Origin of the sequence: Streptomyces sp. NPDC051662 (assembly GCF_040681655.1) — a bacterium.
Lineage (GTDB): Bacteria > Actinomycetota > Actinomycetes > Streptomycetales > Streptomycetaceae > Streptomyces.
This window is the reverse complement of sequence record NZ_JBFAZD010000024.1, coordinates 45,863-66,578: the sequence shown is the minus strand read 5'-3', so window position 1 is coordinate 66,578 and position 20,716 is coordinate 45,863. Positions and strand designations below refer to the sequence as shown.

The 20,716-nt window shown below is 71.3% G+C and carries 17 protein-coding genes and 1 tRNA gene; 15 read left to right on the top strand and 3 right to left on the bottom strand.

Annotated features, from left to right (window positions below; all coding sequences use genetic code 11):
* Nucleotides 1-164 precede the first annotated feature (164 nt).
* The 8 genes from AB0M67_RS31545 to AB0M67_RS31510 all read left to right on the top strand — a co-directional run bounded on the left by AB0M67_RS31545 (nucleotide 165) and on the right by AB0M67_RS31510 (nucleotide 10,709).
* Complete coding sequence (locus AB0M67_RS31545) at nucleotides 165-1,469, top strand: extracellular solute-binding protein (protein ID WP_365750961.1); 1,305 nt, start codon at nucleotides 165-167, stop codon at nucleotides 1,467-1,469.
* On the top strand, nucleotides 1,466-2,464 hold the full coding sequence (locus AB0M67_RS31540; RefSeq protein ID WP_365751012.1) for a sugar ABC transporter permease: 999 nt from the start codon (nucleotides 1,466-1,468) through the stop codon (nucleotides 2,462-2,464). The genes AB0M67_RS31545 and AB0M67_RS31540 overlap by 4 nt, the downstream gene beginning before the upstream one ends.
* 2 nt (nucleotides 2,465-2,466) lie before the next feature.
* Nucleotides 2,467-3,300, top strand: a complete 834-nt coding sequence (locus AB0M67_RS31535; RefSeq protein ID WP_206300598.1) for a carbohydrate ABC transporter permease — start codon at nucleotides 2,467-2,469, stop codon at nucleotides 3,298-3,300.
* Between the two features lie 11 nt (nucleotides 3,301-3,311).
* Nucleotides 3,312-4,955, top strand: coding sequence for a beta-N-acetylhexosaminidase (locus tag AB0M67_RS31530; RefSeq protein WP_365750960.1), 1,644 nt, complete (start codon nucleotides 3,312-3,314; stop codon nucleotides 4,953-4,955).
* A gap of 294 nt (nucleotides 4,956-5,249) precedes the next feature.
* On the top strand, nucleotides 5,250-6,146 hold the full coding sequence (locus AB0M67_RS31525) for an FAD binding domain-containing protein (RefSeq protein WP_365750959.1): 897 nt from the start codon (nucleotides 5,250-5,252) through the stop codon (nucleotides 6,144-6,146).
* Nucleotides 6,143-7,759, top strand: a complete 1,617-nt coding sequence (locus AB0M67_RS31520; protein WP_365750958.1) for a (2Fe-2S)-binding protein — start codon at nucleotides 6,143-6,145, stop codon at nucleotides 7,757-7,759. The genes AB0M67_RS31525 and AB0M67_RS31520 overlap by 4 nt, the downstream gene beginning before the upstream one ends.
* Nucleotides 7,756-10,071, top strand: a complete 2,316-nt coding sequence (locus tag AB0M67_RS31515) for a molybdopterin cofactor-binding domain-containing protein (RefSeq protein WP_365750957.1) — start codon at nucleotides 7,756-7,758, stop codon at nucleotides 10,069-10,071. Before AB0M67_RS31520 ends, AB0M67_RS31515 begins: the two co-directional genes overlap by 4 nt.
* Nucleotides 10,072-10,130: 59 nt before the next feature.
* Complete coding sequence (locus tag AB0M67_RS31510) at nucleotides 10,131-10,709, top strand: AAA family ATPase (RefSeq protein WP_365750956.1); 579 nt, start codon at nucleotides 10,131-10,133, stop codon at nucleotides 10,707-10,709.
* 87 nt (nucleotides 10,710-10,796) lie between these two features.
* Here AB0M67_RS31510 and AB0M67_RS31505 read toward each other — a convergent pair.
* Nucleotides 10,797-10,871, bottom strand: a tRNA-Cys gene (locus AB0M67_RS31505).
* Nucleotides 10,872-11,078: 207 nt separating this feature from the next.
* Between AB0M67_RS31505 and AB0M67_RS31500 the strand changes: the two genes are divergently transcribed.
* The 5 genes from AB0M67_RS31500 (at nucleotide 11,079) to AB0M67_RS31480 (ending at nucleotide 17,359) form a co-directional block, all read left to right on the top strand.
* Nucleotides 11,079-12,644 carry an MFS transporter gene (locus AB0M67_RS31500; protein WP_365750955.1) on the top strand — a complete coding sequence of 522 codons (1,566 nt, stop codon included), beginning with the start codon at nucleotides 11,079-11,081 and terminating at the stop codon, nucleotides 12,642-12,644.
* Nucleotides 12,645-12,714: 70 nt separating this feature from the next.
* Entirely contained in the window at nucleotides 12,715-13,572 is an 858-nt protein-coding gene (locus AB0M67_RS31495; protein WP_365750954.1) for an aldo/keto reductase, read from the top strand.
* A gap of 150 nt (nucleotides 13,573-13,722) precedes the next feature.
* The gene (locus AB0M67_RS31490) at nucleotides 13,723-15,510 is read left to right on the top strand and encodes a DEAD/DEAH box helicase (RefSeq protein ID WP_351397608.1); all 1,788 of its coding nucleotides are present in this window, start codon (nucleotides 13,723-13,725) and stop codon (nucleotides 15,508-15,510) included.
* Nucleotides 15,511-15,849: 339 nt separating this feature from the next.
* On the top strand, nucleotides 15,850-16,491 hold the full coding sequence (locus AB0M67_RS31485; RefSeq protein WP_030355108.1) for a helix-turn-helix domain-containing protein: 642 nt from the start codon (nucleotides 15,850-15,852) through the stop codon (nucleotides 16,489-16,491).
* Nucleotides 16,492-16,570: 79 nt separating this feature from the next.
* Nucleotides 16,571-17,359 carry a S16 family serine protease gene (locus AB0M67_RS31480; RefSeq protein WP_365750953.1) on the top strand — a complete coding sequence of 263 codons (789 nt, stop codon included), beginning with the start codon at nucleotides 16,571-16,573 and terminating at the stop codon, nucleotides 17,357-17,359.
* 64 nt (nucleotides 17,360-17,423) lie between these two features.
* On the opposite strand, the gene AB0M67_RS31475 is transcribed toward AB0M67_RS31480, so the two are convergent.
* On the bottom strand, nucleotides 17,424-18,290 hold the full coding sequence (locus AB0M67_RS31475) for an NAD(P)-binding domain-containing protein (protein WP_365750952.1): 867 nt from the start codon (nucleotides 18,288-18,290) through the stop codon (nucleotides 17,424-17,426).
* 214 nt (nucleotides 18,291-18,504) lie between these two features.
* On the opposite strand from AB0M67_RS31475, the gene AB0M67_RS31470 reads away from it, so the two are divergent.
* Complete coding sequence (locus AB0M67_RS31470) at nucleotides 18,505-18,867, top strand: helix-turn-helix domain-containing protein (RefSeq protein ID WP_365750951.1); 363 nt, start codon at nucleotides 18,505-18,507, stop codon at nucleotides 18,865-18,867.
* On the opposite strand, the gene AB0M67_RS31465 is transcribed toward AB0M67_RS31470, so the two are convergent.
* On the bottom strand, nucleotides 18,854-19,375 hold the full coding sequence (locus tag AB0M67_RS31465) for an Lrp/AsnC family transcriptional regulator (RefSeq protein ID WP_365750950.1): 522 nt from the start codon (nucleotides 19,373-19,375) through the stop codon (nucleotides 18,854-18,856). The genes AB0M67_RS31470 and AB0M67_RS31465 overlap by 14 nt on opposite strands.
* Nucleotides 19,376-19,531: 156 nt before the next feature.
* Here AB0M67_RS31465 and hppD point away from each other — a divergent pair, with 156 nt between their 5' ends.
* Nucleotides 19,532-20,671: a 4-hydroxyphenylpyruvate dioxygenase gene (gene hppD, locus AB0M67_RS31460; protein ID WP_365751011.1), complete on the top strand. Its 1,140-nt coding sequence runs from the start codon at nucleotides 19,532-19,534 to the stop codon at nucleotides 20,669-20,671.
* Nucleotides 20,672-20,716: the final 45 nt, after the last annotated feature.

Genomic DNA, 20,716 nt, shown 5'->3' with positions numbered 1-20,716 from the left:
CGGGTGCCGCGCGAGGGGTGCCCGGGGAGCTTCGCCGGGGCTTCGCGTCACAGATTGGTTGAGACCACTTGTCGGCGACTTCCAGCCGCGCTTAATCTCCTGCGAGTTGTGCAGCACGAAACGTACGTTGCGCATGCTGCAACGCCGACCCGTAGGGATCCCGGATGAAGCTTTCCTCTCGCATTGCCGTCCCGGTCGCGGCGCTCGCGCTCACCGGCCTCACCGCCACCGCCTGCGCCCCGCAGACCTCCGACACCAGCGCGACGAAGGACGAGAAGAGCGGCACGCTGCGCGTCTGGCTCTTCCAGGAGGTCAACAACAAGCCCAAGGAACAGGTCGTCGACGCCGCTGTCGCCGCCTTCGGCAAGAAGCACGAGGGGACGAAGGTCGAGATCGAGTACATCCCGGTCGAGACCCGCGCCCAGCGCATCAAGGCCGCCTTCAACGACCCGAAGAGCGCCCCGGACCTGATCGAGTACGGCAACACCGACACGGCCGGATACGTCAAGGACGGCGGACTCGCCGAAGTCACCGAGGAGTTCGACGCCTGGGACGAGGCCAAGGACACCGACCCGACGGCCCGGCAGTCCGTCACGGTCGACGGCAAGATCTATGGAGCGCCCCTCTTCGTCGGCGTCCGCGCGCTCTACTACCGCACCGATGTCTTCGAGGAGCTGGGGATCGCCGCCCCCAAGTCCCAGGCGGAGCTGATCTCCACGGCCAAGAAGGTCCACAAGGCGAAGCCGGAGCTGTACGGGCTCGCGGTCGGCGGCGCGTACACCTACGGCGCGATGCCGTTCCTCTGGGCCAACGGCGGCGAACTGGCGGAGGAGAGCGGCGGCACGTACAAGTCCGCCGTCAACAGCCCGGCCGCCCGCAAGGGCATCGAGGCGTACACCTCGCTCTTCGGCGACGACAACTGTCCGGCCGCCAAGTGCGCCTCGATGGGCGGCAACGCGACGGTGACCGCCTTCGCGTCCGGGAAGGCCGCGATGGCGATCGGCGGCGACTTCAGCCACCAGGCCGTCGAGGCGGGCACGGTGAAGGGCAAGTACGCGGTCGTGCCGCTGCCCGGGGTCCAGGCGGGCTCGATCGCGCCGGCCTTCGCGGGCGGCAACAACATCGGCGTACTGAAGAGCAGCCCGCGCCGCACGCTCGCCGTCGACCTGATGAAGTCGTTCACCGGCAAGGAGACCCAGGCCAAGCTGTTCGACGCGATGGGCTTCCTGCCGACGTACACGGACGTACTGGGCGACTCGGCGAAGAAGCAGCCGTTCATCGAGCCCTTCGTCAAGACCCTCGGCGCGGGCGCCAAGTTCGTCCCCGCGTCGCCCGGCTGGGCGCAGATCGACTCCTCGCTCATTCTGCCGACGATGTTCCAGGAGATCGTCAGCGGCCGTAAGGACGTCGACGCGGCGTCGGACGACGCGGCGAAGAAGATGGACGCGGCGTTCTCGTCCGCGGGCTGAGCGCCATGACGACCGACGCCGGCCGGATCGACTCCGGCCGTAAGGCCACCGGGGTTCCGGGGCCCGTACCCGAGGCCCGGCGGACACCCGGGAAGGCCCGGCGGAACCCCCGCCGGGCCGGCCGGGCCGGCTGGACCCCCTGGCTTTATCTCGCGCCCGCGCTCGTCGTTCTCGGCGGGCTGCTGGTCTACCCGATCTACCAACTCGGCCTGATCTCCTTCCTGGAGTACACCCAGGCGCAGGTCAGCGGCGGGGAACCGACCTCCTTCAAGGGCTTCGGCAACTACACCGCGCTCTTCGGCGACAGCCAGTTCTGGCAGGTGCTGCTGGCGACCGTGCTGTTCGCCGCGGCGTGTGTCGTCACCACCCTCGCGGTCGGCTGCGCGCTCGCCGTCCTGCTGACGCGCGTACGGGCCCTGCCGCGGCTCGCGCTGATGCTCGCCGCGCTCGGCGCCTGGGCCACCCCGGCGATCACCGGCTCCACGGTCTGGGTGTTCCTCTTCGACCCGGACTACGGCCCCGTCAACCGGCTGCTGGGGCTCGGTGACTTCTCCTGGACGTACGGCCGCTACAGCGCCTTCGCGCTCGTCCTGTTCGAAGTGGTGTGGTGCTCGTTCCCGTTCGTGATGGTGACCGTCTACGCGGGCATCAAGGCCATCCCAGGCGAGGTGCTGGAGGCCGCCTCGCTGGACGGTGCCTCGCAGTGGCGGATCTGGCGGTCGATCACCGCGCCCATGCTGCGGCCGATCCTGGTGGTCGTCACCATCCAGTCGATCATCTGGGACTTCAAGGTCTTCACCCAGATCTATGTGATGACGAACGGCGGCGGAATCGCGGGCCAGAATCTCGTGCTCAATGTCTACGCCTATCAGAAGGCCTTCGCGTCCTCGCAGTACAGCCTGGGCTCGGCGATCGGCGTGGTCATGCTGCTGATTCTGCTGGCGGTCACGCTCGTCTATCTGCGACTGATCCGACGCCGGGGAGAAGAACTGTGAACCTGCTCGGTATTCGCCGTCCCTGGCGGCTGCTGGCCGAGGCATCGGCCCTCGTCATCGCGGTGATCGTGGCCTTTCCGCTGTACTGGATGGTCCTCTCCGCGTTCAAACCGGCCGGTGAGATCCAGTCCACGGAAGCCCGTCCCTGGACGCTCTCGCCGTCGCTCGACTCGTTCCGCCGGGTCTTCGAACAGCAGGAATTCGGGCGGTACTTCCTCAACAGCCTGGCGGTCGCGGGAACGGTCGTGATCGCCTCCGCGCTCATCGCGTTTCTGGCCGCGACGGCCGTGACCCGGTTCCGTTTCCGATTCCGTACGACCCTCCTGATCATGTTCCTCGTCGCGCAGATGGTGCCGATCGAGGCGCTGGCCATCCCGCTGTTCTTCCTGATGCGGGACGCCGGGCTGCTCAATACGCTCGGCTCGCTGGTCCTGCCGCATCTCGCCTTCTCGCTTCCGTTCGCCGTCTGGATGCTGCGCGGATTCGTCAAGGCCGTCCCCGAGGCGCTGGAGGAGGCCGCGTACATCGACGGCGCGAGCCGTACCCGGTTCCTGTGGCAGATCCTTTTCCCGCTGGTCTTCCCCGGGCTTGTCGCGACGAGTGTCTTCTCCTTCATCTCGACCTGGAACGACTTCCTCTTCGCCAAGTCCTTCATCATCAGCGACACCTCCCAGTCGACCCTTCCGATGGCGCTGCTGGTCTTCTTCAAACCGGACGAGAACGACTGGGGCGGGATCATGGCCGCGTCTACGGTGATGACCGTTCCCGTGCTGGTTTTCTTTGTGCTCGTACAACGGCGCCTGGTCTCCGGACTCGGCGGCGCCGTCAAGGATTAGAGGTGGACTTCATGGATCTGATCCCGGACCCCAGGCGGGCCTGGCCGACGCATCCGGGAGCGGGTGTCTTCCCGCTCGACGACGCGACCGTGATCGTGGCGGAGCCCGGTACGGAGGGCGTGGCGCGGTGGTTCCGTACCGCCGTCGGAGCCGCGACGGGGCTGCCGTTCCTGGACGACGCCGGTGTCGTCGGCGCCGACGACAACCGGATCGTGCTGGGGATCAGCCAGGACATCGCGCGCGAACTGGGCCCCGAGGGGTACCGGATCAGCGTCGACGCGGAGGCGGTCCGTATCGAGGGCGGCGGCGCGGCCGGGGTCTTCTGGGGGGCGCAGACCGTCCGTCAGCTGCTCGGGCCCGACGCCTACCGCAAGGCGCCGCTCGACTCCGCGCGGGAGTGGTCCGTACCGATGACCCTCATCGAGGACGCGCCCCGCTTCGGCTGGCGAGGGCTGATGCTCGACGTGGCGCGCCACTTCATGCCCAAGGACGGCGTCCTGCGCTATCTGGACCTGCTCGCCGCCCACAAGCTGAATGTCTTCCACTTCCATCTCACCGACGACCAGGGCTGGCGCGTCGAGATCAAGAAGCATCCGGGACTGACGGAAGTCGGCTCCTGGCGCGCCCGCACCAAATGGGGCCACCGCGCCTCCGAGCTCTGGGAGGAGAAGCCGCACGGCGGTTACTACACCCAGGACGACATCCGCGAGATCGTCGCGTACGCCGCCGAGCGGCATATCACCGTCGTCCCCGAGATCGAAATCCCGGGACATTCACAGGCCGCCATCGCCGCGTATCCGGAACTCGGCAACACCGATGTCATCGACACGACCTCCCTCACCGTCTGGGACACCTGGGGCATTACCGCCAACGTACTCTCCCCCACTGACAACACCCTGCGGTTCTACGAGGACGTCTTCGAGGAAGTGCTCACGCTCTTCCCCTCGACCTTCATTCACGTCGGCGGGGACGAGTGCCTCAAGGACCAGTGGAAGGAGTCACCGGCGGCCCGGGCCAGGATCGCCGCGCTCGGTCTCGCGGACGAGGACGAGCTCCAGTCCTGGTTCATCCGGCACTTCGACCGCTGGCTCGCCGAGCGCGGCCGGCGGCTGATCGGCTGGGACGAGATCCTGGAAGGCGGGCTCGCGCCGGGCGCCGCCGTCTCGTCCTGGCGCGGATACGCGGGCGGGATCGCCGCCGCGAAGGCGGGCCACGACGTCGTCATGTGCCCCGAGCAGCAGGTGTATCTGGACCACCGTCAGGCGGCGGGCGACGACGAGCCGATGCCCATCGGGTACGTACGCACCCTGGAGGACATCTACCGCTTCGAGCCCCTGCCTCCCCAGCTCACCGAGGAGGAGGCGGCCCATGTCCTCGGCACCCAGGCCAATGTCTGGACCGAGGTGATGCAGGACAGCTCCCGCGTCGACTACCAGGTCTTCCCGCGGCTCGCCGCCTTCGCGGAAGTCGCCTGGTCGGACCTCCCCGCCCCCGCCGAACGTGATTTCGCCGACTTCGAGCAGCGGATGGCCGAGCACTACCGTCGCCTTGACGCGCTCGGGGTCGAATACCGCCCGCCCGGCGGTCCGTTGCCCTGGCAGCGCCGCCCAGGCGTGCTGGGGCGCCCGATCGAGGGGGCGCCCCCAAACGTGTGAGCCCACGGGGAGATGGCCGCCCCGAGACGGTGTCCCTGGGACCGTGGTAGTCCGTAAGGATCAGTAGCCCGTCAGGACAAGTCGTACAACGACCGCTGAAGAGTGGCATTCCGTATGTGACGGCGAAGAGGTGCGAAAGCGGACCTTCCCCCTGGTGGGGGACGGATACGCCCTTCGCGGACCCTCGCGTCGGGCGGACCGGAAGATGTGCCAGAGTTGCCACGTCCGGTCTGTGAGCACGTACGGTACGGCAACACGGGCGGGACACCGGGACACCGGAAAGGGGCAGCTGGGTTGACCACGCACGCACCGCAGACGGCGCAGTTCGTGACGCTGCCGGCCTCGCTGGACGAGGCCGTGGCGGCGCTCACCGCGATGCCCGCAGCCGTGCCCGTCGCGGGTGGAACCGATCTCATGGCGGCCGTCAACAAGGGCCAGCTGCGGCCCGCGGGACTCGTCGGCCTCGGCAGGATCAGCGAGCTGCGCGGCTGGCACTACCAGGACGGTCACGCACTGCTCGGCGCCGGTCTCACCCACGCGCGCATGGGCAGACCGGACTTCGCGGCCCTCATCCCCGCGCTCGCCGCGTCCGCGCGCGCGGCGGGCCCGCCGCAGATCCGTAACGCCGGGACGCTCGGCGGCAATATCGCCACCGCGGCCCCGACCGGCGACGCGCTGCCCGTACTCGCCGCGCTGGAGGCCGATCTGGTGATCGGGGGGCCCGGCGGCGCGCGCCGTGAGATCCCCGTCTCGCATCTGCTGGCCGGCCGCGAGATGCTCGCGCCCGCCGAACTCATCGGCTTCGTACGGGTGCCCCTGCTTCACGCCCCTCAGGTCTTCCTCAAGGCGACGGGGCGGACGGGGCCCGGCCGGGCCAGCGCGTCCGTGGCCGTCGTGCTCGACCCGGCGCGGCGCGGGGTGCGGTGCGCGGTCGGCGCGATCGCCCCGATGCCGCTGCGCCCGCTGGAGGCGGAGCGCTGGATCGCCTCACTGATCGACTGGGACGGCGCGCGGGGGCTCGCGCAGGAGGCGCTCGCCGCCTTCGGCGAGTACGTCGCCGCGGCCTGTATCCCGGACCCGCCGGCGCCGGACGACGGGGGCGAAGCGCCGCCGCCGTCACCCGCCGTACTGCATCTGCGGCGCACCGTCGCCGCGTTGGCCCGACGAGCACTGGGGAGGGCGCTGTCGTGACCACCAACGAGAACTCCGGTGCCGGCTCCGGGGGCCAGGGCGGCTGGCAGCCGGTCCCGCAGGGCGGGGAGTACGACGGCGAGTCGACCGCCTTCGTGCATCTGCCCCCGGAGGACACCTTCGACGCGCCGCTGGCCGCGCCGGGGCACGGGTACGTACCGCCGCAGATCGTGCCGCCGACACCGGTGGACCCGGCCGCGGCCGACGCCCAGGGCGGGGTGCACTGGCCGGCCCCGGGGCAGGACGGCGGGGCACAGGACCACGCGCCGTACGCGCAGGGCGGCTATGTCCAGGGCGGCTACGCGCAGGGGGGGTACGACCACGGCGGCTACGGGCCGGGTGGTGGCTACGACCCGCAGGCGACGGGCCAGTGGCACTTCGACGACACGGGCGCGGGCGCGGGTAACGGCGCCGACGCCGGGGCGCTCGCGGGTGCGGGGCAGCCCGCGCCGGGGGACGCCACCGGTGGATCGGAGCTGACCGGTCAGTGGACGATCCCGATCGCCCAGGGTGATCTTCCGGATGAATCGGGCGAGTTCAGCAAGTCGGTGCTGGCGTCCCAGTGGAACGGCGGCAGCCCGCCGGCGACGCTGCCGGGCGGCGCCGCCGCGCCCTGGGCGACGGAACCGGCACCGCCCGGCGGGGACGCCGGCGGATTCACCGCCCCGGAGGGCGTCGAGGCACCGGCGGTCCCTCAGGCTCCGGCGGCCCCGGTGGCCGTCGAGCCCGAACCGTCCACCGCCCTGCCGGACGCCGTACCGGACCTCGCGCACGAGCCCGGCTCGGGGACCGTGCCCGAGGCGGCTCCCCAAGTCCCTTCCGGGGCCGCTCCCGAGATCCCGGCCGAGCCAGAGCACGCCGCCGAGCCGGTGGCGGAGGCCGCGCCGGAGTCCGCGGCGGAACCCGAACCCGCGCCGGAGGCCGCGCCCGAGCCCGCGCCCGAGGTGCTCACCAGCAGCAACGACAGCGCCGAACACCCCTCCGGCTCCTATGTCCTGCGCGTCAACGGCGCCGACCGGCCCGTCACGGACGCCTGGATCGGCGAGTCGCTCCTGTACGTGCTGCGCGAGCGCCTCGGCCTCGCGGGCGCCAAGGACGGCTGCTCCCAGGGCGAGTGCGGCGCCTGCAACGTCCAGGTCGACGGCCGGCTCGTCGCCTCCTGCCTCGTCCCCGCCGCCACCGCCGCGGGATCCGAGGTCCGTACGGTCGAGGGGCTGGCCGCCGACGGCGAACCCTCCGACGTCCAGCGGGCGCTGGCGAAGTGCGGGGCGGTGCAGTGCGGGTTCTGCGTCCCCGGTATGGCCATGACCGTCCACGACCTCCTGGAGGGCAACCACGCCCCCAGCGAGCTGGAGACCCGCCAGGCGCTCTGCGGCAACCTCTGCCGCTGCTCGGGCTACCGCGGGGTGCTCGACGCCGTGAGCGAGGTCGTCGCCGGGCGCAGGGCGAGCGCGGAGGCCGCCGCCGCGGCCACCGAGGAAGCCCGAATCCCGCATCAGGCACCCCCCGGCGCGGGCGGCGTCCAGCCCCCGCACGTGAACCCGCACAGCAATCAGCACGGCAACCCGCACAGCACCTCGCACCCGCACTCGCCCGACGGAGGCATGGCGTGAGCAACGACGCGGCCACCGGGACCCCGACGCTCGACGGCCCCCAGCAGGAGCCTCCCGCGCACGGCCTCGGCGCATCCCTCCTTCCGGCCGACGCGCGCGCGAAGACCGAGGGCACGTTCCCGTACGCCGCCGATCTGTGGGCCGAGGGCCTGCTGTGGGCGGCGATCCTGCGCTCGCCGCACCCGCACGCCCGGATCGTCTCGATCGACACCGCCGCGGCGGCCGAGATGCCGGGCGTACGCGCCGTCGTCACGCACGAGGACGTCCCGGGGGACTCGGCGTACGGCAGGCGGATCGCCGACCGCCCCGTCTTCGCCTCGGAGCTCGTACGCCACCACGGCGAGGCGATCGCCGCCGTCGCCGCCGACCACCCCGACACGGCCCGGCTCGCCGCCGCCGCGATCGCCGTCGAGTACGAGGTGCTCGACCCGGTCACCGACCCCGAGAAGGCGTTCGCCGCCGAGCCGCTGCACCCCGACGGCAATCTGATCCGCCATATCCCCCTGCGCTACGGCGACCCGGACATCACCGGCGAGGTCGTCGTCGAGGGGCTGTACCGCATCGGCCGCCAGGACCCGGCGCCCATCGGCGCCGAGGCGGGTCTCGCCGTACCGCGGCCCGACGGCGGCGTCGAGATCTACACCGCCTCCACCGACCCGCACACCGACCGCGATCTGGCCGCCGCGTGCTTCGGCCTGGAGCCCGACCGGGTGAAGGTGGTCGTCACCGGCGTCCCCGGCGCCACCGGCGACCGCGAGGACCCGGGCTTCCAGATCCCCCTCGGCCTGCTCGCGCTGCGCACCGGCTGCCCGGTCAAACTCGCCGCGACCCGCGAGGAGTCCTTCCTCGGCCACGCCCACCGCCACCCGACGCTGCTGCGCTACCGCCACCACGCGGACGCCGAGGGCCGGCTCGTCAAGGTCGAGGCCCAGATCCTGCTGGACGCGGGCGCGTACGCGGACGCCTCGTCCGAGTCCCTGGCGGCGGCCGTCGCCTTCGCCTGCGGCCCGTACGTCGTCCCGCACGCCTTCATCGAGGGCTGGGCCGTACGCACCAACAACCCGCCCTCCGGACATGTACGGGGCGAGGGCGCGATGCAGGTGTGCGCGGCCTACGAGGGCCAGATGGACAAGCTGGCCGCCAAGCTGGGCGTGGAACCGGCCGAGCTGCGCCTGCGCAACGTCCTGGCCACCGGCGACATCCTGCCCACCAGCCAGACGGTGACCTGCCCGGCGCCCGTGGCCGAACTGCTCCGTTCCGTACGCGACTTCCCGCTGCCCCCGCTCCCCAAGGACACCCCCGAGGCGGCCTGGCTGCTGCCCGGCGGCCCCGAGGGCGCGGGCGAGCCGGGGGCCGTGCGCCGGGGTGTCGGCTACGCGCTCGGCATGGTCCATATGCTCGGCGCGGAGGGCGCGGACGAGGTCTCCACGGCCACCGTCAAGGTCCACGACGGCGTGGCCACGGTCATCTGCGCGGCCGTCGAGACCGGCCAGGGCTTCGCCACCCTCGCCCGGCAGATCGTGCAGGAGACGCTGGGCATCGAGGAGGTCCATGTCGCCTCGGTCGACACGGATCAGCCCCCGGCGGGCCCGGCCGCCCACGGCCGGCACACCTGGGTCTCGGGCGGCGCGGTCGAGCGGGCGGCGAAGATGGTCCGTACGCAGCTGCTCCAGCCGCTGGCCCACAAGTTCGGGATGTCCACCGAACTGCTCCAGATCACGGACGGCAAGATCACCTCGTACGACGGTGTGCTGTCCACGACGGTCACCGAGGCGATGGACGGCAAGGAACTCTGGGCGACGGCACAGTGCCGCCCCCACCCCACCGAGCCCCTGGACGCCTCGGGACAGGGCGACGCCTTCGTGGGCCTGGCCTTCTGCGCGATCCGCGCGGTCGTGGACGTCGACATCGAGCTGGGCTCGGTCCGGGTCGTCGAGATGGCGGTGGCCCAGGACGTCGGGCGCGTGCTGAACCCGGCGCAACTGGCCACCCGTATCGAGGCGGGCGTCACCCAGGGCATCGGCACGGCCCTGACGGAGAATCTCCGCACGACCCGTGGTCTGGTCCGCCGCCCCGATCTCACGGGGTACGCGCTTCCGACGTCCCTGGACGCCCCGGACATCCGTATCGTCAAGCTGGTCGAGGAGCGGGACGTGGTGGCCCCCTTCGGCGCCAAGCCCGCGAGCGCGGCCCCGGTGGTCACCTCCCCGGCCGCGGTCGCCTCAGCCGTCCGCGCGGCCACGGGCCGGCCCATCAGCCGCCTCCCGATCCGCCCCCAGGCGGCGGTGGCGGCGGCGCCTTCGGGCTCGTGACGCGGTGGTACGGGCGCGGGCCGGCTTCGAGCCCGGCAGGCGCCGGATAAGGTCCGAGGATGGTCAGCGATGCCCCGGATCGGGGCAGTTCACCGGAGTCCGGTCTGGCGTGCGCCGTCGTCCTGATCACCGGGATCATGGCCGCGGGCAAGTCCACCGTCGCGCAGGCGCTCGCCGAGCGGCTGCCACGGGCCGTGCATGTGCGCGGGGACGTCTTCCGGCGGATGGTCGTCTCGGGGCGCGCGGAGACGCTTCCCGGTGCGGACGAGGAGGCCGCGGCCCAGTTGCGGCTGAGATACCGCCTCTCCGCATCCGTCGCCGACACCTACGCGGACGAGGGCTGGGCCGCCGTGGTGCAGGACGTCGTCCTCGGTAAGGATCTGGCGGAGTACGTCTCCCTCGTACGTACCCGCCCGCTGTACGTCGTCGTACTGGCGCCGGACCGGCGGACCGTCACCGAGCGCGAGGCCGGGCGCGGCAAGACCGGCTACGGAGCAGGCTGGACGGTCGAGTCACTGGACCACGCGCTCCGTGAGGAGACTCCCCGCCTCGGTCTCTGGCTGGACACGTCGCGCCTGGACGTGTCGGAGACGGTGGACACGATCCTGGCGGGCCTCGACCGGGCGCGGGTGCGCTGAGTCAGGGGCGCGGGTGCGCTGAGGGCGCGGACCATGACACAAAGCGGCCGCCCCCGGAATCCCGGGGGCGGCCGATCGCGTCGTTCCTGGAGGCCGTGGCGGGAATCGAACCCGCGTAACTCGCTTTGCAGGCGAGTCCCTGAACCACTCGGGCACACGGCCGTGCCATGACTTCTGTTCCTGACCGTAGGTCCGTGGCGCGCGGGGCTCAAGGCGTCCGGGCGGGCCGCAACGCGACTGCCACACTCCGTTCACGGTGGGCCGGTCGCCGGGAGCGGGGGCGGCAAGGGGTGGCGTACGACCAAGGGACCAGATCCGATCAGCCCTACGACAGGGCCGAATCAGGACTGTGCCCCTTACCCTGAGTCCATGACCGCCCTGGACCCACGCGACGCGGATGTCGCTCCCGCCGACATATCCGCCGTAGCGGACCCCCTCTCGAAGCCCCCGGCCCGCGACCAGGGCGGCACCCCCGACCAGGGCGGTGTGCTGGGTCCTGAGCATCGGGCGCTCAGTATCGGCATCGTCTCCGTCATTCTGCTCATCGCCTTCGAGGCGACGGCCGTCGGTACCGCGATGCCGGTCGCCGCGCGGGAGCTGAACGGGATTCCGCTGTACGCCTTCGCCTTCTCCGCGTACTTCACCACCAGCCTCTTCGCCATGGTGCTCTCCGGCCAGTGGGCCGACCGCAGCGGGCCGCTCGCGCCGCTCGCCACCGGTATCAGCGCCTTCGGGGCCGGACTGCTGCTGTCGGGCACGGCGGGCACCATGTGGCTGTTCATCCTCGGCCGCGCCGTCCAGGGTCTCGGCGGCGGGCTGGTCATCGTCGCGCTGTACGTCGTCGTCAGCAGGGCCTACCCGGAGCGGCTGCGGCCCTCGATCATGGCCGCGTTCGCCGCGAGCTGGGTGATCCCCTCCGTCGTCGGACCGCTCGCCTCCGGCACCGTCACCGAACACCTCGGCTGGCGCTGGGTCTTCATCGGCATCCCGGCCCTGGTCGTGCTGCCGCTGGCGCTCGCCCTGCCCGCGATACGCCGCAAGGCGTCGGGTCCCGCCGCCGCCGAGGGGCCCGTCCCCGCCTTCGACCGGCGCCGGATCCGGCTCGCGCTCGGGATCTCGCTGGGCGCGGGGCTGCTCCAGTACGCGGGCCAGGATCTGCGCTGGCTCTCGCTTCTGCCGGCCCTGGCCGGTGTCGCGTTCCTCGTCCCCGCCGTCCTCGGGCTGCTGCCGCACGGCACCTGGCGCGCGGCGCGCGGGCTGCCCTCCGTGGTGCTGCTGCGCGGGGTCGCCGCCGGGTCCTTCATCGCCGCCGAGAGCTTCGTACCGCTGATGCTCGTCACCCAGCGCGGGCTGTCGCCGACGATGGCCGGGCTCTCGCTCGCGGTGGGCGGCGCGACGTGGGCGCTCGGTTCGTACGTCCAGTCCAGGCCGCGCCTGGAGCCGTACCGCGAGCGGCTGATGGCGGGCGGGATGGTGCTGGTCGCCCTGTCGATCGCGACCGCGCCGAGCGTCCTCGTCGAGTCCGTACCGGTGTGGATCGTCGCGGTCGCCTGGGCCTTCGGCTGTCTCGGCATGGGCGCCGTGATCGCCTCCACCAGCGTGCTGCTGCTCAAGCTCTCGGCGCCGGAGGAGGCGGGCGCGAACTCCGCCGCGCTCCAGATCTCCGACGGGCTGTCGAATGTCCTCCTGCTGGCGGCGGGCGGCGCGGCGTTCGCGGCCCTGGGCGGTGGCGCGGTGGGCGGCCACGCCGTCTCCGCTGCGTCGGGCGCCGGGGGCTCCCACCCCGCGGCCTTCGCCGCGGTGTTCCTGCCGATGGCGGCGGTGGCACTGGTGGGGGTGTGGGTGGCGACGCGCGTACGGACCCGCTCGCTCAGTGCGGATACGGAGCCGCTGAGCGCGGACGAACCCGCGGAGTCGGGGATACCGACCCGCTGAGAAGTGCCCTTGCCACGTCCAACCGCCCTGTTAGCGTGGGCCCCTTGACCGAGGGGGCGGAGACAGCACGATGACAGTGACCACGTTTCGTATCGGAGGGGACCTGAGCGTACGGCGGCTCGGATTCGGAGCGATGCGGCTGCCGACGGAGCCGGGACCGGACCGCGAGGTCTCCCTCGGCGTCGCCCGGCGGGCCGTCGAGCTGGGCGTCACACTGATCGACACCGCCCATCTGTACGGCGGGGGAGCCAACGAGGAACTGCTCGCCGAGGCCCTGCACCCCTACGCGGACGGCCTGCTCGTCACCACCAAGGTCGGCGTCGCGCGCTCGGCGGAGACGGGCGAGTGGGGGCTCGACGGACGGCCGGAGGTCCTGCGCGAGCAGGTCGAGAACGCCCTTCGCCGGCTGCGCGTCGAGCGGCTGGAACTGCTCCAGCTGCACCGTCTCGATCCTGAGGTGCCCCTCGCCGACCAACTCGGCGCGCTGCGGGAGCTGCGGACCGCGGGCAAGATCGGCCGGCTCGGGCTGTCCGAGATCACCGTCGCGGAGCTCGAACAGGCGCGGGAGATCATCGACGTCGTCTCCGTACAGAACCGCTACAGCGTGCTCGACCGCGAGCACGAGCCCGTGCTCGCGGCCTGCGAGGCGGCGGGGATCGCCTTCCTGCCCTGGCGCCCGGTCGCCTGGGGGAAGTCGGGCGCCGACGCCGAGATCACCGCCGTGGCGGCCGAGCTCGACGCCACCCCCACCCAAGTCGCGCTTGCCTGGCTCCTCGACCGCTCGCCGGTCATCCTCCCGATCCCGGGCACCGCCCGGATCGACCACCTGGAGGAGAACGTTGCCGCGGCGGACCTCCGCCTGACCCCGGCCCACCGCGACCGTCTCGCCGCGCTCGCCCCTCCGGGCCGGCCGGCCGATCAGCCATAGCGCCCCGTCCCGCCGTACGGACTGTGGCGCCCGTCGCACCTGGCCGTTCCCCGTCCGATTCGTACCGGGGCCGCGTCGCGCCACCGGTAGGGTGGCCCGGTTGTCGTACGTACCCGCCCCACCCAGCCGACCCGCGCCGAACCGGAGACCGTGACTACTACAGCCTCCTCCCACCACCTCTCACCCGCCTTCCCGGGCCGCGCCCCCTGGGGCACCGCGAACAAACTGCGTGCCTGGCAGGAGGGTGCGCTCGGCCGCTATCTGGAGCAGCAGCCGCGTGACTTCCTCGCCGTCGCCACCCCCGGCGCCGGGAAGACCACCTTCGCGCTGACGCTCGCCTCCTGGCTGCTGCACCACCATGTCGTCCAGCAGGTGACCGTCGTCGCGCCGACCGAGCACCTCAAGAAGCAGTGGGCGGAGGCCGCCGCGCGGATCGGCATCAAGCTCGACCCCGACTACTCCGCGGGGCCGGTGAGCAAGGAGTACGACGGCGTCGCCATCACCTACGCCGGCGTCGGGGTGCGGCCCATGCTGCACCGCAACCGCTGCGAGCAGCGCAAGACCCTGGTCATCCTCGACGAGATCCACCACGCGGGCGACTCCAAGTCCTGGGGCGAGGCCTGTCTTGAGGCGTTCGAGCCCGCGACCCGGCGGCTCGCGCTGACCGGTACACCGTTCAGGTCCGACACCAACCCCATCCCCTTCGTGGCGTACGAGGAGGGCAACGACGGCATCCGCCGCTCGGCCGCCGACTACACCTACGGATACGGCAACGCCCTCGGCGACGGCGTCGTCCGGCCCGTCATCTTCCTCAGTTACAGCGGCAATATGCGCTGGCGCACCAAGGCCGGTGACGAGATCGCCGCCAAGCTCGGCGAGCCCATGACCAAGGACGCCGTCTCGCAGGCCTGGCGCACCGCGCTCGACCCGCGCGGCGACTGGATGCCCAATGTGCTGCGCGCCGCGGACCAGCGGCTGACCGAGGTACGCAAGGGCATCCCGGACGCCGGTGGTCTGGTCATCGCGACCGACCAGGACTCGGCGCGCGCCTACGCCAAGCTCATCCGCGAGATCACCGGCTCGAAGGCGACCGTCGTCCTCTCCGACGACACCGGCGCGTCGAAGCGGATCGATGACTTCAGCGAGAGCGACGACCGTTGGATGGTCGCGGTCCGGATGGTGTCGGAGGGCGTCGACGTACCGCGTCTGGCCGTCGGTGTGTACGCCACCACCATCTCGACGCCGCTCTTCTTCGCGCAGGCCGTGGGCCGTTTCGTCCGGTCACGGCGGCGCGGTGAGACCGCGTCCGTCTTCCTGCCCACCATCCCGGGCCTGCTCGGCTTCGCCGCCGAGATGGAGGTCGAGCGCGACCACGTACTCGACAAGCCGAAGAAGAACGGCGAGGAGGACCCCTACGCCGAGTCCGAGAAGGAGATGGCGGAGGCCGAGAAGCAGGAGGACGAGGACACCGGCGAGCAGGACATGCTGCCCTTCGAGGCGCTGGAGTCCGACGCCGTCTTCGACCGGGTGCTCTACGACGGCGCCGAGTTCGGCATGCAGGCCCACCCGGGCAGCGAGGAGGAGCAGGACTACCTCGGTATCCCCGGGCTGCTCGAACCCGACCAGGTGCAACTGCTCCTCCAGAAGCGGCAGGCGCGGCAGATCGCGCACAGCCGCAAGAAGCCGGACGCCGAGGCGGATCTGCTGGAGCTGCCCGCCGAGCGGCGGCCGGTGGTGTCCCACAAGGAGCTGCTTGAGCTGCGCAAGCAGCTGAACACCTTGGTCGGCGCGTATGTCCACCAGAGCGGCAAGCCGCACGGCGTGATCCATACGGAGCTGCGCCGGGTGTGCGGCGGGCCGCCGAGCGCCGAGGCGACGGCGGGGCAGATCCGGGAGCGGATCGCGAAGGTACGGGAGTGGGCCACCCGGATGCGGTGATGCCGTGGAGATATCCGGCGGACGCCGTAGCGCTGATCGAGAGAGGTCGTAGCGATTTCCGTACGCCGTGGCCATGGCGCGGGCCGGTGGCGGGCGCTGTTGGGTGTGAGGCCGTCCGGTATGGCGTGAATGATCGCTCCAATTCCGCGTTCTGTCGGATTTTGTCCGCGAATAGGGATCAACTCTCTTTCTGTGACCGGATTCTGGACGAGGTCTTCCGCTGAGCGGTGTCCGTGGTTAGTGTCCCCGCAATGTGAACGCTCCGTGGCAACTCCGCCGCGTAGCGGAGCCGGTGGTGCCGGGGCACTCCGGCGGCCTCACTCCGAAGGAGAAGGCGTCGTGACCGCGGAGACCTCCCAGACGCTCGACCGGGGACTGCGCGTCCTCAAACTGCTCGCCGACACCGATCACGGTCTGACGGTCACCGAGTTGTCCAACAAGCTCGGTGTCAACAGGACGGTGGTTTACCGACTGCTCGCCACCCTCGAACAGCACGCCCTGGTCCGCCGCGACCTGGGCGGCCGGGCCCGGGTGGGCCTCGGCGTGCTGCGGCTGGGCCGCCAGGTGCATCCCCTGGTACGGGAAGCCGCCCTGCCCGCCCTGCGCTCGCTCGCCGAGGACATCGGCGCCACCGCGCATCTGACGCTGGTGGACGGGGCGGAGGCGCTGGCCGTCGCGGTCGTCGAACCGACCTGGACCGACTACCACGTCGCCTACCGGGCCGGCTTCCGCCATCCGCTCGACCGGGGCGCCGCGGGCAAGGCGATACTCGCCGCCCGCCAGGCCGCCCTCACCGAGCCCCGCTGCACCCTCACCCACGGTGAGCTGGAGGCCGGTGCCAGCGGGGCCGCCGCCGCGCTGATCGGGGTGACCGGGATAGAGGGCAGCGTGGGGGTGGTGATGCTCGCGGACGCCGTACCCGAACGGGTGGGGCCGCGGGTCGTGGACGCGGCCCGGGAAGTGGCGGACGCGCTGCGCTGAGGGCCCGGCCCAGCGGCCGGACCGCCGCCCACGAGCACACCGTCCCGCGCGCCGGATCGCGCCAGATAGATTGACACCCGTGTTCTCTCGTCTCTCGCGCCCCGGCGCCCTCGCCCTCTGCGCCGTCCCGATCGTCGCCCTGTTCGCCGTGGTCGGGGCCGCGCCGCTGCCGTACTCCGTGGCACAGCCGGGGATGACCGCGGATGTCCTCGGCACGGACCAGGGCCGGCAGATCATCACGATCAGCGGGGCGCCCACCAGGAAGACCGAGGGACAGCTGCGGATGACGACCATCGTGGCGACCGGCCCCTCCGCCGATGTCGACTTCGGCGATGTCGTCGAGGGCTGGTTCCGTACGGACCGCGCCGTGCTGCCGCGTGACGCGGTCTACCCGTCGGGCGAGTCCGACAAGGAGATCGAGCGGCACAACATCCATGACATGGTGACGTCCCAGAACTCCGCGACGGAGGCGGCCCTCGGCCTGCTCGGCAAGGACCCGAAGACCGTCGACGTCGGCCTCCATCTCGCCGACGTCGGCGGCCCCAGCGCCGGGCTGCTCTTCGCCCTCGGCATCGTCGACAAACTCGACGGCGACGGCTCGGGCGGCGATCTGACCGGTGGCCGCAAGATCGCGGGTACGGGCACGATCACCGGCGACGGCGAGGTCGGCGCGGTCGGCGGGGTGTCCCTGAAGACCCAGGCCGCGGGGCGCGACGGGGCTACGGTCTTCCTCGTCCCGAAGGCGGAGTGCGGCGACGCCAGGACCGAGCTGCCGAAGGGGATGCGGCTGATCCCGGTCAGCACGCTGAAGGGCGCGGTGTCGGCGCTCCGGGCGCTGGAGCGGGGCGGTGACGTCCCCAGCTGCTGACAGGCGTCCCCTCGTCTCCGACGGTGCCGTGCCCCCGGCCCGCTGACAGGGTCAGCCAACAGGGTCAGCCGACGCTGTCCGACGTCAGCAGCTCGACGAGCCCCGTGAGGCCCTCCGCCCCCGCCTCATGATCGTCCGCCGGCCCCTCCGGCCCTTCCAGTCGGCGCTTCATCAGGTCGAAGTACGGGGTCAGCAGCTCAGGGCTCACCCCCTGCTCGTGCGCCGTCCCCACGAAGGTCTTCACCCCCGCGACCTGCATGGCCAGGTTGGAGACCACGTCCGACGTGTAGTCGCCGCTCTCCAACTGCTCGGCGACCTGCTCGACCGTCGGGGACATCGACATCAGCCAGCCGGTCAGCAGCGGGGTGAACTCCTTCAGCGAGATCTCGGCCTCCGCGCGCACCAGCGCGAAGGCGTGTGTGATGCCCGCGAGCATGCCGTACATCCCGCTCAGCAGCGCCACGTCCTGGAGTGCGGCATGACCGGCGTTCGCGCCGACGTAACGCGTGCCGACCGGGACCGCCAGGGCCGCCCGGTGCGTCTCGAAGAGTTCGGGCGAGCCGCTGTAGAAGACATAGCCGCCGGCCTCGGGAACCCCGATCATCGGCGGTACGGCCATGATCCCGCCGCTGAGGAAGCGGGCCCCGCGCGCCGCGGCCCACTCGCCGCGCGCCCGGGCCTGGGCCGGGGTCCCGGTGGTGATGTCCACCAGGTCCTTGCCGGTCAGGTCGGCGTCCTCCAGCGCCGCGCCGACCGAGGCGTCGTCCAGCAGACAGGTGACGACCAGCGTGTTCGCGGCCACCGCGGCGGCGGCGCTCGCGGCGGGCCTGGCGCCCTCGGCCACCAGGGCGTCGGCCCGGCCCGGCGTACGGTTCCAGACGGTCACGGAGTATCCGGCGGCGAGCCAGACGCGGGCGAAGGCCGTACCCATGGCCCCGAGCCCGAGCAGCGAGACGGAACGGGAAGAAAGTGAGGAAGGGGAAGAAGAGGAAGAAGGGGAAGAGGAAAGCGCGTCAGAAATGTTGTCGGTCATGACGAATAAGCTGGTCGACAACCCCGGGACCGACAAGTACGCACTCCGAAGTGGGTGGTTCCCCCGAGGTATGTGACCAGGTCGGACCGGAGAGAGAGGGGGGCCGACCACGATGGCGACCGTCGGCAGGCCGGGCGCGCCCGACGCGTATCACTGCGGCATCGACGCGGCCATGGATGTGATCGGCGGAAAGTGGAAGGTGCTGATCCTCTGGGCGCTGGACGAGAGCCCGCGGCGCTTCGGTGAGCTTCGCCGGATGCTCCCCGGCGTCACGGAGAAGGTCCTCACCAGCCAGCTGCGTGAGCTGGAGACGCACGGCATCGTCTCCCGTGAGGTGTACGACGAGATCCCGCCGCGGGTCGAGTACGGGCTGACCGAACGCGGTGTCGCCCTCGGGGCCGCCCTCGAACCGCTCGGCCTGTGGGGCCGGGAACACGTCCTGGGGAAGACCCCGCGAAGGGTCACCCCTTCCTGATGAAGCCCTCCCCGGCGGAGCCCCCGGCCGCGCCTCCGGCGGAGTCCTCGGCCGCCTGCTCCACCAGCGGGATGATCCGCAGCGGTACGGGGTTCTCCATGACGATCGCGGTGGCGGCCCGCACGATGCCCTCGAAACCGACGACCCGGTCGATCACCCGCTGCAGATCGGCGTTGGAGCGGGCCACGAGACGGCAGAGCATGTCTCCCTGGCCCGTGGTGGTGTGCAGTTCGAGCACCTCGGGGACGGTCGCCAGATGGGCCCGTACATCAGTGCCCTGGCCCTGCTTGATCTCCAGCGTGGCGAAGGCGGTGACGGGGTAGCCGAGGGCGGCCGGATCCACGGTCGGGCCGAATCCCCTGATCACCCCATTCGACTGGAGCCGGTCGAGCCGCGCCTGCACCGTGCCGCGGGCCACCCCGAGCCGGCGCGATGCCTCCAGCACCCCGATCCTGGGCTCGCGCGCGAGCAGCACGATCAGCCGGCCGTCGAGTCCGTCGATGCTCATGGTCCGCTCCCCAAGGCGTTGCCAAATCAAACGTAGTCATACTGTGCAGATAGCCTCGCCATTCTGGCCATCCGCTCTACACATTGCCCAGTGAATCAGCGAACTGTTGCGCACCTTGTGGAACGGCGGGAAGGTGACGCCATGGCTGACACCTCGATGCACATCGATACCGCTCCCCACACCCCGCGCGAGGCCGACCCCTTCCCGGTCAAGGGAATGGACGCGGTCGTCTTCGCCGTCGGTAACGCCAAGCAGGCCGCGCACTACTACTCCACGGCCTTCGGCATGAAGCTCGTCGCCTACTCCGGCCCGGAGAACGGCAGCCGCGAGACCGCGAGTTACGTCCTCACCAATGGGGCGGCCCGCTTCGTCCTCACCTCCGTCATCAAGCCGTCCACCGAGTGGGGCCGCTTCCTCGCGGACCATGTCGCCGAACACGGCGACGGCGTGGTCGACCTCGCGATCGAGGTGCCGGACGCGCGGGCGGCGTACGCGTACGCCACCGAGCACGGCGCCCGCGGCATCCAGGAGCCGTACGAGATCAAGGACGAGCACGGCACGGTCGTCCTCGCCGCGATCGCCACGTACGGCAAGACCCGCCACACCCTCGTGGAGCGCTCCGGGTACGACGGCCCGTATCTGCCGGGCTTCGCCACCGCGGCCCCGATCATCGAGCCCGCCGCCAAGCGCACCTTCCAGGCCATCGACCACTGCGTGGGCAATGTCGAGCTCGGGAAGATGAACGAGTGGGTCGGCTTCTACAACAAGGTCATGGGCTTCACGAACATGAAGGAGTTCGTGGGCGACGACATCGCCACCGAGTACTCCGCGCTCATGTCGAAGGTCGTCGCGGACGGCACGCTCAAGGTGAAGTTCCCGATCAACGAGCCGGCGATCGCCAAGAAGAAGTCGCAGATCGACGAGTATCTGGAGTTCTACGGCGGGGCCGGCGTCCAGCACATCGCGCTCGCCACGAACGACATCGTGGCGTCCGTACGGGCGATGCGGGCGGCGGGCGTGCAGTTCCTCGACACCCCCGACTCGTACTACGACACGCTCGGCGAGTGGGCGGGCGAGACGCGGGTGCCCGTGGAGACGCTGCGCGAGCTGAAGATCCTGGTGGACCGCGACGAGGACGGGTATCTGCTGCAGATCTTCACCAAGCCCGTCCAGGACCGGCCGACCGTCTTCTTCGAGATGATCGAGCGCCATGGCTCGATGGGCTTCGGCAAGGGCAACTTCAAGGCGCTCTTCGAGGCGATCGAGCGCGAGCAGGAGAAGCGCGGCAACCTCTGACGGAACGCGCGCCACGGAGCACTCGCGCGACAGAGCACGCGCGCC

Excerpts from the sequence above, each read along its gene's own strand:
- AB0M67_RS31545 (WP_365750961.1), top strand. The coding sequence starts at position 165 with ATGAAGCTTTCCTCTCGCATTGCCGTCCCGGTCGCGGCGCTCGCGCTC.
- AB0M67_RS31530 (WP_365750960.1), top strand. The coding sequence starts at position 3,312 with ATGGATCTGATCCCGGACCCCAGGCGGGCCTGGCCGACGCATCCGGGA.
- AB0M67_RS31510 (WP_365750956.1), top strand. The coding sequence starts at position 10,131 with ATGGTCAGCGATGCCCCGGATCGGGGCAGTTCACCGGAGTCCGGTCTG.
- AB0M67_RS31500 (WP_365750955.1), top strand. The coding sequence starts at position 11,079 with ATGACCGCCCTGGACCCACGCGACGCGGATGTCGCTCCCGCCGACATA.
- AB0M67_RS31495 (WP_365750954.1), top strand. The coding sequence starts at position 12,715 with ATGACAGTGACCACGTTTCGTATCGGAGGGGACCTGAGCGTACGGCGG.
- AB0M67_RS31475 (WP_365750952.1), bottom strand. The coding sequence starts at position 18,290 with ATGGGTACGGCCTTCGCCCGCGTCTGGCTCGCCGCCGGATACTCCGTG.
- AB0M67_RS31470 (WP_365750951.1), top strand. The coding sequence starts at position 18,505 with ATGGCGACCGTCGGCAGGCCGGGCGCGCCCGACGCGTATCACTGCGGC.
- AB0M67_RS31465 (WP_365750950.1), bottom strand. The coding sequence starts at position 19,375 with ATGAGCATCGACGGACTCGACGGCCGGCTGATCGTGCTGCTCGCGCGC.
- hppD (WP_365751011.1), top strand. The coding sequence starts at position 19,532 with ATGCACATCGATACCGCTCCCCACACCCCGCGCGAGGCCGACCCCTTC.